11 protein-coding genes and 1 pseudogene are annotated in these 13,962 nt (G+C 63.1%); 11 read left to right on the top strand and 1 reads right to left on the bottom strand.

Going from position 1 to position 13,962, the window contains the following annotated elements:
* Positions 1-10 precede the first annotated feature (10 nt).
* The 11 genes and pseudogenes from ABEA07_RS10415 to ABEA07_RS10365 all read left to right on the top strand — a co-directional run bounded on the left by ABEA07_RS10415 (position 11) and on the right by ABEA07_RS10365 (position 12,908).
* On the top strand, positions 11-778 hold the full coding sequence (locus tag ABEA07_RS10415) for an SDR family NAD(P)-dependent oxidoreductase (RefSeq protein WP_345537668.1): 768 nt from the start codon (positions 11-13) through the stop codon (positions 776-778).
* A 101-nt stretch (positions 779-879) separates the two neighbouring features.
* Positions 880-2,982 (top strand): 3-hydroxyacyl-CoA dehydrogenase NAD-binding domain-containing protein, encoded by a 2,103-nt coding sequence (locus ABEA07_RS10410; protein WP_345537667.1) that lies wholly within the window; start codon positions 880-882, stop codon positions 2,980-2,982.
* Between the two features lie 76 nt (positions 2,983-3,058).
* Positions 3,059-4,234 (top strand): acetyl-CoA C-acyltransferase, encoded by a 1,176-nt coding sequence (locus tag ABEA07_RS10405; RefSeq protein WP_345537666.1) that lies wholly within the window; start codon positions 3,059-3,061, stop codon positions 4,232-4,234.
* 1 nt (position 4,235) lies between these two features.
* Positions 4,236-5,144 (top strand): SDR family NAD(P)-dependent oxidoreductase, encoded by a 909-nt coding sequence (locus tag ABEA07_RS10400; protein ID WP_345537665.1) that lies wholly within the window; start codon positions 4,236-4,238, stop codon positions 5,142-5,144.
* Between the two features lie 20 nt (positions 5,145-5,164).
* Positions 5,165-7,048 (top strand): acyl-CoA dehydrogenase, encoded by a 1,884-nt coding sequence (locus ABEA07_RS10395; RefSeq protein WP_345537664.1) that lies wholly within the window; start codon positions 5,165-5,167, stop codon positions 7,046-7,048.
* 395 nt (positions 7,049-7,443) lie between these two features.
* Positions 7,444-7,842 (top strand): transposase, encoded by a 399-nt coding sequence (locus ABEA07_RS10390; protein ID WP_238693164.1) that lies wholly within the window; start codon positions 7,444-7,446, stop codon positions 7,840-7,842.
* A 20-nt stretch (positions 7,843-7,862) separates the two neighbouring features.
* On the top strand, positions 7,863-8,171 hold the full coding sequence (tnpB, locus tag ABEA07_RS10385; RefSeq protein WP_345537661.1) for an IS66 family insertion sequence element accessory protein TnpB: 309 nt from the start codon (positions 7,863-7,865) through the stop codon (positions 8,169-8,171).
* Between the two features lie 30 nt (positions 8,172-8,201).
* Positions 8,202-9,644 (top strand): annotated as a pseudogene (gene tnpC, locus ABEA07_RS10380) (IS66 family transposase); the annotation flags it as partial.
* A 525-nt stretch (positions 9,645-10,169) separates the two neighbouring features.
* Positions 10,170-11,330 (top strand): TauD/TfdA family dioxygenase, encoded by a 1,161-nt coding sequence (locus ABEA07_RS10375; protein ID WP_345537659.1) that lies wholly within the window; start codon positions 10,170-10,172, stop codon positions 11,328-11,330.
* Between the two features lie 62 nt (positions 11,331-11,392).
* Complete coding sequence (locus tag ABEA07_RS10370; protein ID WP_345537658.1) at positions 11,393-12,238, top strand: isocitrate lyase/PEP mutase family protein; 846 nt, start codon at positions 11,393-11,395, stop codon at positions 12,236-12,238.
* Positions 12,239-12,314: 76 nt separating this feature from the next.
* Positions 12,315-12,908: a nuclear transport factor 2 family protein gene (locus ABEA07_RS10365; RefSeq protein ID WP_345537656.1), complete on the top strand. Its 594-nt coding sequence runs from the start codon at positions 12,315-12,317 to the stop codon at positions 12,906-12,908.
* Between the two features lie 86 nt (positions 12,909-12,994).
* Here ABEA07_RS10365 and ABEA07_RS10360 read toward each other — a convergent pair whose 3' ends face one another.
* On the bottom strand, positions 12,995-13,714 hold the full coding sequence (locus ABEA07_RS10360; RefSeq protein ID WP_345537654.1) for a TetR/AcrR family transcriptional regulator: 720 nt from the start codon (positions 13,712-13,714) through the stop codon (positions 12,995-12,997).
* Positions 13,715-13,962 lie beyond the last annotated feature (248 nt).

Raw genomic sequence — 13,962 nt, 5'->3', positions numbered from 1 at the left:
CGTTACGCGCATGTTCAAGCTTGACGACAAGGTCTGCATCGTTACCGGCTCCACCCGCGGCATCGGAAAGGCGGTGGCCACCGCCTTTGCCCACCAAGGTGCGAAGGTAGTCATCTCCTCGCGGAAGCCGGAAGAGTGCCGATCGGTTGCCGCGGAGATCAATGCGGCCGTGGAAAGGGACGCTGCGATTTCGATCAGCGCCAACATCAGTTCCAAGGACGATCTTCACAACCTCGTGTCCCGCACCGTGGCCTTGCTGGGCCGGGTTGACGTTCTCGTGTGCAACGCGGCCAGCAACCCTGCGTATGGCGCAATGGCACAGGTGACCGACGCGCAGTTCCAGAAGCTGTTCGAAGCCAACATCCTCTCGACCCACCGGTTGATCCAGTTGGTCTCGGCTCACATGATGGAGCAAAAGAGTGGTTCCGTCATCGTGATGTCTTCCATCGGCGGTCAACGCGGTTCCACACTGATCGGCGCTTACAACGTGACCAAGGCGGCGGATGTGCAAATCGTCCGCAACATGGCGCAGGAACTGGGACCGCACGGAATTCGCGTGAACGCGATTTCTCCCGGCTTGATCAAGACGGACTTCGCGCGACCGCTCTGGGATACGCCGGAACTCGCAGATAAGTTTCGCCGGGGATCGGCCTTAGGCCGAATCGGCGAGCCCTCAGACATCGCCGGCGCCGCCGTGTTCCTGGCAGCGGACGAGTCCTCCTTCGTCACCGGCCACAACCTAGTCGTCGATGGCGGCGTCACGATCATCGGCGACTAAACCCACGGGGCCTCGCGCGCTCCGGCTTGCGGGGCAAGCAGCGCTGCGGGCGCCTGGGCCGACAGCCATCTCGAAGAAATCCATGATCAAAGGAACGCAGCGTGACAGCTGAATACAAGGTACTCGGCGACGTGGCAGTGATCACTCTCGCTGCTCCGCCGGTGAACGCACTCGGCTACGCCACCCGCGTCGGTATCACGGAAGGGCTCTTCCGAGCCTCCATGGATGCCCGCATCAAGGCCGTGGTGATTATCGGGGCGGGCAACGCTTTCTCGGGCGGCTCCGACATCAAGGAATTCGGAACGCCGAAGGCACTGCAGGAGCCAAACCTGCTGAGCGTCATCCTCGCGCTGGAGGCCTCCACGAAGCCCGTCGTGGCGGCGATTCATTCGCTCTGCATGGGCGGAGGTCTCGAGCTGGCCATGGGATGCCACTACCGCATCGCGGCGCCGGGCGCCAGCATCGCCTTGCCCGAAGTGAAGCTGGGATTGCTTCCCGGTGCCGGCGGCACGCAGCGGCTGCCGAGAGTGCTCGGTGTCGAAAACGCGCTCAACATGATTGTGAGCGGCGAGCCGGTCAAGAGCGAGGTGCTCGCGTCATTGCCTGGCCAGAAGCTCTTTGACAAGCTCGCCCCGTCGCCCGGGTCGCTGCTCGATCAGGCCATCGACTTTGCGAGATCCGTGGTCACCCGCGAAGGCGAGCTTCCTCGGGTGCGAAAACTTCCCTGTGGGCATCCCCAGGGAGACGCCTATTTCCAGTTTGCAAGGAACACGGTGGCAGCGGTGTCCGTGAACTACCCCGCACCACTTCAATGCGTAAACGCCGTCGAGGCGGCCACGAAGATGACGTTCGACGACGGCATGGCCGAGGAACGCCGGATCTTTACCGCATTGATGTCGACTCCGGAATCGGCGTCGCTGCGCCACTCGTTCATGGCGCAGCGTGCAGCGTCCCGCATCCCTGACGTCCCCGACGACACGCCCCAGCGCCCGGTCACCTCCGTCGGCGTCGTCGGCGCCGGCACCATGGGTGCGGGCATCGCGATGAACTTCCTCAACGCCGGAATTCCCGTCAAGTTGCTCGAAATGAAGCAGGAGGCACTCGACCGAGGAATTGCGAGCATCCGCCAGAATTTCGAGGCCTGGATCAGCAGGCGCAGGCTCAAGGAGCATGAGTACGAGCAACGCATCGCCTTGCTGTCCGCCACCCTGGACTATGAGGATCTGAAGGACGCCGATCTCGTCATCGAGGCAGTCTTCGAGGATCTCGACGTCAAGGAACAGGTGTTCAAGGCACTGGACCGCGTCGCCAAACCGGGTGCCATTCTGGCCACGAACACTTCCACCCTCGACGTCGACAAGATTGCCGCCTTCACCTCGCGTCCGCAGGATGTCGTGGGCATGCACTTCTTCAGCCCGGCCCAGGTAATGAAGCTGCTCGAAGTGGTGCGTGGCAGGGAGACGGCAAAAGACGTGCTGGCGACCGTCATGGCGCTGGCGAAAAGGATCAACAAAACCGCGGTCGTCTCCGGGGTATGCGATGGCTTTATCGGCAACCGCATGATCGAGCAGTACACGCGTCAAGCCGGCTTCTTGCTTGATGAAGGCGCGACGCCACAGCAGGTCGATCGAGCCATCGAGAAGTTTGGCTTTGCGATGGGTCCCTTTCGCATGAGCGACCTGGCTGGTAACGACATCGGCTGGGCCATTCGCAAGCGTCGCGCCGTGGAGCGGCCGGCGATGAAATACAGCCGCACCGCGGACAAGCTCTGTGAACTAGGCAGACTCGGGCAGAAGACCGGGGCAGGGTGGTACGACTACCGTCCGGGGAAACGCGACGCAATCCCCTCACCGGTGGTCGAGAGGATGCTCGAAAAGTGCCGCGCGGAGCTGGGCGGTCCTGTGCGCCCGATCTCGGACGAAGAGATCGTGCAGCGCCTGGTCTATGCGCTGGTCAACGAAGGCGCTCGTATCCTCGAGGAAGGCATTGCTTCCAGGGCGGGGGACATCGACATGGTCTACCTCGCCGGCTACGGTTTTCCGGCGTGGCGCGGGGGACCGATGCACTACGCCAACGAGGTGGGGTTGTTCAACGTCGCAGAGGCGATGAAGCGGTTCGCGACGAATCCCCGCGACGATGCGACCTTCTGGGAGCCGGCGCCGCTGCTGCGCAAGTGCGTCGCGGACGGCCAGCAGTTCGGCTGAACAGTACAGCCGCGCAGCCCTGATCACGGCGGTCGACAAGACACGCGGCTCTCATTCACATTCCTAAGGACTCTCCATGACCCGCGCTGTCATTGTCTCCACCGCTCGCACCCCGCTTGGCAAAAGCTGGAAAGGCGCTTTCAACATGACGCATGGCGCCACGCTCGGCGGCCATGCCGTGCACCACGCGGTGGCGCGCGCCGGCATCGAGCCGGCGGAGGTCGAAGACGTCATCATGGGGTGCTCGAACCCGGAGGGCGCAACGGGCAACAACATCGCGCGCCAGATCGCGCTGCGCGCCGGCCTGCCTGTCAGCACCTCGGGCATGACGATCAACCGCTTCTGCTCCACGGGCCTCCAGACCATCGCTCTCGCTGCGCAGCGCATTCAGGTGGGCGAGGGCGAGGTCTACGTGGCTGGCGGGGTGGAGAGCATCTCCTGCGTGCAAAAGGAGATGAACCAGCACATGGCGACCGACCCCTGGCTCCTCCAGCACAAGCCAGAGATCTATTGGTCCATGCTGCAGACCGCCGAACAGGTCGCCAAGCGGTACGACATCGGCCGCGACGCAATGGACGAGTACGGTGCTGCGAGCCAACAGCGGGCTGCTGCAGCTCTCGACAAAGGGCTGTTCAAGGACGAGATCGCCCCGATCACGGTGGTGGCCGGAGTCGCCGACCCGGTCGCGGGGATGCGCACGAAGGAAGTGATGGTGGAGAACGATGAAGGCATCCGCCCGGGGACAACCAAGGAGGGCATCAGTGGCATCCGCTCAGCCCTGCCTGGCGGACTGATCTCGGCGGGGAATGCCAGTCAGTTCTCCGATGGCGGCGGCGCATGCGTGTTGGTCCAAGAGACATACGCTGAAAGAAGGGGTCTGAAGCCGCTCGGGCGGTTTCTCGGATTCGCTGTGGCCGGGTGCGAACCCGATGAGATGGGCATCGGGCCGGTGTTCGCAGTTCCGAAGGTCCTCAAGCGGCTGGGACTGAAGATGGACGACATTGACCTTTGGGAACTCAACGAAGCTTTCGCAGTGCAGGTGATCTACTGCCGCGACAAGCTGGGCATTCCGGCGGATCGGCTCAACGTAAACGGCGGCGCAATCGCGGTGGGCCACCCGTACGGGGTGAGCGGGCAACGCCTGACCGGACACGCGCTGATCGAAGGGAAGCGGAGGGGCGCAAAGAAGGTCGTCGTGACGATGTGCGTCGGCGGCGGGATGGGCGCGGCTGGCGTGTTCGAGGTTCTGTAGCATGCACCGCATCCTCCAAGACAAGGTGGCGATCGTGACCGGCGCGGGCCGCGGGCTGGGCCGGGCGCATGCCCTGGAACTTGCCAGGCACGGCGCTCGTGTGGTTGTGAACGATCTCGGCGCCGACCAAGCCGGCTCTCCAGGCGCCGCAGTCGCCGCCGAAATCAGGAAGCTGGGCGGCGAAGCACTGGCAAACGGCGCCGACGTGACGCAGCCCGACCAGGTCGAGGCGATGGTCGCCCAGGGTGAGGCCGAGTGGGGCCGCATCGACATCCTGGTTAACAACGCAGGGATCCTGCGTGACAAGACTTTTGCCAAGATGCCGTTGGCCGATTTCCGCCTGGTTCTCGATGTCCACGTCATGGGGGCAGTCCACTGTACTCAGGCCGTGTGGAACCGGATGCGGGCCCGCAACCACGGTCGGATCGTCTTCACGACCTCGTCGTCCGGCCTGTACGGAAGCTTCGGACAGGCCAACTACGCGGCAGCGAAGATGGCGCTCGTCGGCCTGATGCAGACACTCGCCCTGGAGGGCGAGAAGCACGACATTCGCGTCAACTGCCTCGCACCGACTGCAGCCACAGTCATGACCGAGGGCATTCTTTCTCCTGACGCGCTCGCAGCGCTTTCGCCCGAGAAAGTGAGTCCGGGGCTGGTGGCACTGGTAGCAAATGACGCGCCAACACGCGCCATCCTGCTGGCCGGTGCGGGAAGCTACGAGTGCGCACACGTGACGATGACGAGAGGGATCCACATCGCCGATGCCGCGCGCGCGGCGGAAGAGGTCGGCCTGCGATTTGCGGAAATCCGCGACCGCGACGGCGAAATTGTTCCCGAATCGGGCTGGCAGCAGTACCGGCTCGAATTGGATAAGGTAGGCGCAGTGTCCGGTTCCGGCTTTGAAGTCTGAGTACCACTCGAAAGTCACTCATGAGCCTGCGACCGACGCTCGACTTCCTCCTCTACGGCTGGCTCGACATCGAGCGGCTCAACCAGCGCCCGCGCTTCGCCGACCACTCGCGGGAAACCTTCGACGCGGTGCTCGACACCTGCGAGCGCATCGCGCGCGACAAGTACGCGCCGAACAACCGCATCGTCGACACGCAGGAGCCTAGGTTCGACGGCGAAAAGGTCATCCAACCGCAGGCCACGCACGATGCGCACAAGGCCTTCGTCGACTCGGGCATGCTCAGTGCTGCCCAGGATTACGAGGTCGGGGGTATGCAGCTGCCGTACACGGTCCAGACCGCTGCGAACAGCTTCTTTTCGATGGCATCGGCCAGCATCGGCTCTCACATGCTGACCAGCGGCAATGCGAACCTGCTGATGGTGCACGGGACACCAATGCAGCAGGCGGTGTTCGCGAGGAACGAGTTCTCGGGCCGGTGGGCGGGCACGATGTGCCTGTCGGAGCCGCAGGCGGGCTCCAGCCTCAGCGACGTGGCGACGCGCGCGGTGCCGGACGGCCCAAACTTTCAGCTCGATCCGCTGGGCCACCGATACCGGCTCACGGGCAACAAGATGTGGATTTCTGCCGGCGACCATGAGCTGACGGAAAACATCGTGCACATCGTGCTGGCGAAAATCCCCGACGAGCACGGAAAGCTGGTTCCCGGTACCCGCGGGCTCTCGTTGTTCATCGTGCCCAAGTGGCTAGTGGCGGTGAAGGACCCTCGACCCGGTTCTTCGCCCCGCAAAGAGGAAGGCGCGGACGAAATGCCAGTTGCGCTGGCCGGCAGGAACGACGTCGCCCTGGCGGGCTTGAACCACAAGCTTGGCTGGCGCGGAACCACGAATGCCTTGCTCAATTTCGGCGAGGGCAGATTTCTGGTCGACGGCAAGCCCGGGGCGGTAGGCTATCTGGTCGGCCAGCCGGGCAAGGGCCTCCATTGCATGTTCCACATGATGAACGAGGCCCGCATCGGCGTGGGCATCGCGGCGACGATGCTCGGCATGGCTGGCTATTACGCTTCGCTCGACTACGCAAAGAGCCGGCCCCAGGGGCGGCCCGTCGGACCCGGGGGCAAGGATGCAGCGACACCGCAAGTGCGCATCATCGAGCACGCCGATGTCCGCCGCATGCTGCTGGCGCAGAAGTCCTACTGCGAAGGCGCATTGGCGCTCGAGCTCTACTGCGCACGCCTCGTCGACGAACAGAAGACAGGGAACCCCGAAGAAGCAGACGAATCTCGCCTGTTGCTCGAGGTGCTCACCCCCATCGCGAAGAGCTGGCCGAGCGAATGGTGCCTCGAGGCCAACTCCCTCGCCATCCAGGTGCACGGCGGATATGGCTACACCCGCGACTTTCCAGTGGAACAGTACTGGCGGGACAACCGCCTGAACATGATTCACGAAGGCACGCACGGCATCCAGGCGGCCGACCTGCTGGGGCGCAAGGTGCTGATGGAGGATGGTCGGGGGATGCAACTCGTGGCGACGCGCATGCGCGCAACCATCGCACGGGCGCGGTCCGTGCCGGTACTTGCCGGTCACTCCAGCGCGCTGGAGGACGCCTTGCAACGAATCCTCGGTGCTACGCGCGCCGCGTGGGCGACAGGAAACGCCCGGGAAGCGCTGGCCAACGCCGTGCCGTACATGCAGGCGTTCGGACACGGGGTACTTGCGTGGATCTGGCTGGATGTTGCCGAACGCGCGCTGCGTGGAGATCCCTCGGGGGTTCTACCAGCCACCCTCGGCCGCCTGGGGGCGACCGACTATTTCTTCCATTACGAACTGCCGAAGTTGGGAGCTTGGCTAAACGTCGTGGAACGTCTCGATGGAACTTGTGCCAGGCTTCCGGAGGAAGCCTTTTGAAGGTCGTTTCGTCGAAGAGCCAGTTCGTTTTCAGTCGAGCGCGCACGCAGCCATGCCCCGCAGTGAGTCTGGATTGCCGTATCTATCCCTTGTCACAACTGATGCGCTGATCCTCCTCGCAAGCGGGCGCCAGTTGCGCCGCCCAATCTCAGTCTGTTCACCTGCGCTTTCATCCCTCTGCATCCGGTTCCTCCACACCGGCCACGCCACGCCTGGGAGGGTGCGGGGGGCTCGAAGGCGCCGAGTGCTCCAGAACTCTCGTGATCTGATGCCCGCCAGCAATGAAGGCCATCAGGCGAATTTGGCTACGTAAGCGTCCGGGCAACCCGTCTTGATTGCCGCCGCTGCGACTAGGAGCATCGTGTTCACTACTCCACTTACTTCTTGGCGGACACGTGAACACTATCGAGGCTGCTGCGGTGAAGGGGGATCGGCGCCACCGGCGCCGCCACAGCGACGAGTTCAAGGCGAACCTGATTGCCGCCTGCTCTCGACCTGGTGTATCGATCGCCTCGGTGGCCCTGGCCAACGGCATCAACGCCAATCTGCTGCGGCGCTGGGTGATCGAAGGCGGTCAACGGCTGCCCAGTCCCGACTGCGCGGACAGGGCTGTCGACTTGCCGCGAGAACAGGGCAAGGCGGCCTTCGTACCGGTGCAGCTCGATGCCGCGCAGTCTTCACCGGCGCCGGACATCCGCATCGAACTCAAGCGCGGCGCGACCACAGTTGTCGTGCACTGGCCTTGTGGTGCTGCGGCGGCGAGCGCCGTCTGGCTTCGCGAGATCCTGCGTTGATACGGATCGAGTCGATCTGGATGGCGGTCCAACCGCTGGACATGCGCGCCGGCACCGAGGCTGCCCTGGCTCGTGTCGTGTTGGTCTTCGTCGCGGCGCGCCCGCACCACGCCTACTTGTTCGCCAATCGGCGTGCCAACCGTATGAAGGTTCTGGTGCACGACGGCATCGGTGTTTGGCTGGCAGCCAGGCGGCTGAACAGCGGCAAGTTTGCCTGGCCCAAGAACATCGACGGGACGCTGACACTGAGCCGGGCGCAGTTCGATGCCCTGGTGCTGGGACTTCCCTGGCAACTCGTCGGTGAGGCCGGTGTGATCACCACGTTGTAGCGCGTCCATTGCGGTATCTGCCGATGGCGCATGGTGACGCTGCCGGCACGATCACAGTCCGTGATCGCCGATGACATCGACACGCTGGACCCGCAAGAGCTTCGCGAGAGGCTGCGCAAAGCCGATGCGCAGGTGGCATTCCAGAAGGCGGTCATGGACAAGCTCACGCACGAGAACGCGATCCTCAAGCGACTGAAGTTCGCCGCCAAGAGCGAGGCGTACAACGCCGAGCAGAAGAGCTTGCTCGAAGAGACGCTGGACACCGATCTGGCCGCCGTCGCTGCGGAGATCGAAGCGCTGCAGGGAACAAGGCCACCGGCTGAGCGGCAACAGGCCAAGCGCGAGAAGCTGCCCGCAAACCTGCCGCGTCGCGAGATCCACCACGAACCGGAGAACACCACTTGCGGGTGCGGCGCGCCGTTGCAGCGCATCGGCGAGGACGTGGCCGAGAAGCTGGACTACCAGCCGGGCGTGTTCACGGTCCAGCGCCACATCCGTGGCAAGTGGGTGTGCAGGTGCTGCGAGAGGATCACTCAGGCACCCGTGCCTGCGCACGTCATCGACAAGGGCATGCTGACCGCCGGCCTGTTGGCGCAGGTACTCGTGGCCAAGTACCTGGACCACCTGCCGCTGTACCGGCAGGAAGCGGTCTTCGAGCGCGCGGGCCACGTCATCGCCCGCTCGACACTGGCGCAGTGGGTAGGTGAATGCGGCATACAGCTTCAGCCGCTCGTAGACGCGCTGGCGGCAGAACTCCTGCGACACGATGTGCTGCACGCTGACGAGACCCCTGTGGCGATGCTCAAGCCTGGAGCCGGCAAGACGCATCGGGCGTACCTGTGGAGCTACTGCACGACGCAGTTCAACCCGATCAAGGGCGTCGTGTTCGACTTCGCCGAGAGCCGGGGCGGCCAGCACGTGCGTGAATTCCTCAAACTGGGTGCAGGCGTCGAGCCCGGCTGGCAGGGCAAGCTCGTCACCGATGACTTCAGCGGCTACAAGGCCTGCTTCGAGCTCGGGGTGACCGAGGTCGGGTGTATGGCGCATGCTCGACGCAAGTTCCATGAACTCTGGGTCAACCACGGCAGCGCGGTGGGCGAACAGGCACTGAAGTTCTTCGGCGAGCTGTACAACGTCGAGCGCGAGGCATCCCAGGCCGACAGAGACAGCAGACTTCAACTCCGAAGGCGACGATCGAGGCCGGTGGCCGATGCGCTGCACCAGTGGATGCGCCAGCAGCGCCAGAAGATCCCCGACGGGTCAGCGACGGCCAAGGCGATCGACTACAACCTGAAGAGGTGGGATGCGCTCACGCGCTTCCTGGAGGACGGTGACCTGCCGATCGACAACAACTGGGTAGAAAACCGCATCCGGCCCATCGCGCTGGGGCGGCAGAACTGGTTGTTTGCAGGCTCACTGCGGGCAGGCAAACGAGCGGCCGCCGTCATGAGCCTGATCCACTCGGCCAAGGTCCGCTGCCAGGCTCTCCGCGAGCAGGCGCCCCAGTCCGTCCGTAGGCCCCCCTGCGCTGTAGGGAATGACAAGTTCGACAGCTTTGGAGGGATAACTTTGAGCGGCAGCCGTAGCACCAGCAGTCATCGGCTCAAGCAGACCAGTACCAAGCAGCGCCGCCGACCGCATGAGAGCGCTACGCCGAGTGAGGGGGAAGTTCATGCCAGGCTTTCGATAAGTAATCGCGTTGATACTAAGCGTGTGCATGCAAAAAAAATGATATTCGCTGTCTCAAAAAAAGCAATCGCTTATGATCCTAAGCGAGCTTCGACTGAACGTCACGCTTCGGAGGCTAGGGACAAACCCTCGCCTGCGGGAGCGAATGTTGCGTGGCTCGGCCTCGCAATGGGGCTTCCGGCCGCGCGACACCTGAACTGCTCCGAGGGTTGTCCCTACCGGAAACAACATGACTTTCGAAAAGCATGGACGTATGATTCTAAGCGGACGCTTTGTGTCTGAGAGCGATTGAGTGCGTGAGGTGGATGAATGCTCGACATCCGCGCCCTCCCTGCTGAGCTCGCTTTCCAACCGTTCCACCCTCACCAGGACCTGTACACCATGCCCCACACCGAACACCCCACCCCTTGGCTGGCGCGAGACCTGCAGCGCGATTCCAGCTGGATCCACAAGCTGTCGGAGAACCTGGTCGCCGAGTTGCGGGCTGCCGTACGTCATGCATCGAGTGTGAACAAGCAGTTCCTCGAGATGACACAGCAGGACTTCCCGTTGAATGCTGCTGCGGTCACGGAGATTCGCGACGCATTTTCGGCCGTGCAGCGCCGATGGGGCCTGTGCCTGATGAGGGGGTTCCCGGTTCGCGAGTGGTCGGAAACAGAAAGCCGCCTCGCGTTGTGGGGGCTTGCATTGCATGTAGGTGTCCCACGCCCCCAGAACAAGAACAGCGACGTCCTAAACGACGTGCGGGACGAGGGCAACCAGTACCGCACACGCGAGGGTCGGGGCTACAACACGAATTCCAAGCTCGATTTCCACATCGACCTGTGCGACGTCGTCGCGCTCCTGTGCCGACGCGCGGCGCGCAAGGGTGGCCGCAGCCTGATCGCCAGTTCACTGGCGGTCGTGGATGAATTAACCCGCGTTCATCCGGAGTGCGCCAATGCCCTGCTGCAGCCGTTCGCAATGAGCCGGGTTGGTGCCCAGGGGAAGGGAGAGCCGCCCGTCTACCTGTCGTCGCTGACGGGTGTCGTGAATGGAATCCGCGCGTTCCGGATCAACCGACATTCCATCGAGCGCGGGCAGCTCGATTTCCCGGATGTACCCCGGCTCACCGCCATGCAGATGGAAGCCGTGGATACGGTGGAGCGCTTGCTGGCGGATGAGCGCTTCTGCTATTCGATGGACTTGCAGGAGGGTGATCTCCAACTCCTCAACAACTATGTGGTCGTCCACTCGCGGACCGATTTTGAAGACTTCGACGAACCGGACGAGAAGCGCCACTTGCTCAGGCTGTGGATGGCTGTGCCCGATTCGCAGCCGCTGCCCGAGGACTGGCGGGATGCGTTCCACGATGTGCGGGCGGGCGCCGTCCGCGGCGGCTTGAGAGGAGGGCAGATCACCCCCGCCTTCCTCGCATTCGAGCGGAGGCAGGCCGAAGCATTCGACATGCCGAACACTTATGTGAGCTAGTGGGAACAGCAACGCATGGACGAGGGATCATCATGAGTTCTGGGGCGCAATTGAGGGAACGCATGGCTTCGGCGCCAGTGATTGCAGCGGCGTGCTACGACGCGCTTTCTGCGCGCATCGCCGAAGTCGTCGGCTTCGATGCACTGTACTTGAGCGGGATGGGCGTCGAGGTCAGTCAGCTCGGTGCCCCGGACATCGGGCTGGTCACCATGTCGGAGCTGGCCAGCCATGCTGCACGCGTGGTCGACGCCGTGCAGTTGCCGGTGGTGGCGGACATCGATGCCGGCTTTGGCGGGAGCATCAATGTGTACCGCACCGTGAGAACCATGGAACGCGCGGGCATCGCCGGCCTGCAGATAGAAGACCAGGTTCAACCCAAGAAATGCCCGATACTCCCGGGCCGCGCCGTCGTCAGCCGCGAGGCGGCGCTGGATCGTCTGAAAGCGGCGCTGGATGCGCGCCGAAGTTCCGACCTGGTCATCATCGCGCGAACCGACGCCGACGTGAACTCGCTGCAGGAGACCTTGGAGCGTTGTGAGATGTTCAGGGAGGCCGGTGCCGACGTGGTGATGCCGATGTATGGCGAATTTATCAAGGGGCTGTCGCCGGTGGAACAGATGGACTTCCTCCGCAAGATGTGTGCGCGCATCCGCGGCCCGGTCATGGCGCAGGGGTCGCTACCCCCTCCAGGCTTCACGGCCGATGACCTCGCGGCGGCAGGCTTCCGCTTCGTCATGTTCGCCTCCTCGGCCGTCCTGACGACGGTCAATAGCTTGGCCAAGCTGTATCGCGGGATCAAGGAATCAGGGGTCGACGACCGACGCTACAAGGATGGCGAATTCCCCATGCTGCTCGATGTCTTCAAGGCGTTGCACCTGGACCGATACAACGCCATCGATGGTGGTTGACTGTCGGAGCGCGCGTCTACCCCGGCGCCTCATCAGGCGTCATCTGTTTCCCCAACTGTGATTTCTGGAGCATCTCATGACAAGATTCCAAGCAGACAGCTTCACGCCGGAGCGAGTAGTTGACCGTCTCGCCATCCAGGACCTGATCCACCGCTGGTGTAGTGCGGTCGATCGCCTCGACTTCGAGGCGATGCGAGACATCTTCCACCCTGAAGCGATCGACGACCACAATCGCTATAGCGGTGACATCCCGGGACTGCTCAAATGGATCGAGGAGCGCCACCGGCCGATGCCCTTTTCGATGCATATGGTCGGCAACATGGTGATCGAGTTTGCAAGCCCGGAACTCGCGCTTTCGGAGACGTACGTCTGGTACATCCAGCGGTATCCGCCTGAAGCGAAGGAATCGCTAATCGCGCTGACCAATGGCGCGTCCGCAAAGGCTGACACCGGGATGGACCTGATGGGATGTGCGCGCTACATCGATCGAGTCGAGAAACGCGACGGGAAATGGCGCATTCTCAGGCGAACAGCCGTAGCTGACTGGAAAGGCGTCCAGCCCTTCGACAGCGACGCACCAGCTCCCTTGCCGCACTGGAACATCGGCCGACGCGACAAGCAGGATCCTCTATACCGTGAACGCGCCGCAGTCGGTTTGCCTGGCGCCTAGCTCCCGGACCGCCGTCAATGCAACAGGCATGCTAAGTGATCCGCACGCCTGCCGGGGGCCGTGACGCGCCCCCGGTGAGTGGAATCTCAGCGTTGCCGCGATCCGGCCGCCCTGACTTTGGAGGCGGCCGCCATATTCGCATCCGCACCCACCATCCGGAACACGATGTGCGTGTACTGCTCCCCGAGCGCATCCGGCGTCAATGCTCCGGTATCGGAGAACCAGCGCGCCACGGAACTGCACAACGCGAGAATACTCGTGCACATGATGCGCGGATCCGCGATGTCGAAACACTTTGCCTTGCACCCTTCCACAAGCGTGTCGCAGAACAAGGATTCAATTTCCTTGCCGATGTCGTCGATGGACTGCCGGTATTCGGCGTTCAGGAAGCGAAATTCGGTCGTGGCAACTCGCAACGGTCGCCGCATGATCGCGTGACAAACCACGTGGAGCTTCACCAGAGCCGCGAGGCGCTCTTGCGGATCTGGAAAACTCCTTGCCGTACTGACAAGTTCCTCGGTGATCCATTCGCCGACGATCCTGATGATCGTAAAGAGAACTTGTTCCTTGGTGCTGAAATGCGTGTAAACAGCAGCGGGGCTCATGTTCGCGCGATCCGCGATGTCGCGGGTACTAGAGCCGTGGTAACCGCGATCGGAAAAGCACTCGGTGGCCGCGACCAGGATGTTTCGCAAGGATTCCACATGAGTGCGCGCGCCGAAGAGCTCCTCCGGCGTCCGAGGAAACTGGGTTCGGGGCCTCAGCCGCGCGTACAGGCGCTGACTCTTGCGATCTTCATCACTCATGGTGCTTACAACCCGTCCGGGTTGCGGTTGAATGTGCTGGGCCATACGCCGCGATTATAGCGATCACTCAGACGAGTCTAGCGATTGCTTTATAGTTTTGAGCATTGCCCCAAACGCGTGTGCGCTTCTCGCTTCTCCATCCCCGGTCGCCAAAGACGGCACGGCTGATCGACCGTCCATGGTGATGCCGCACTGCTTCCGAGGGTAACTCCCTAAAGGCGGCGTTTGACTACGGGCCGGGCGACGGT

Origin of the sequence: Variovorax defluvii (genome assembly GCF_039541515.1) — a bacterium.
GTDB lineage: Bacteria > Pseudomonadota > Gammaproteobacteria > Burkholderiales > Burkholderiaceae_C > Variovorax > Variovorax defluvii.
This window is presented reverse-complemented; position numbering and strand designations above follow the sequence as displayed.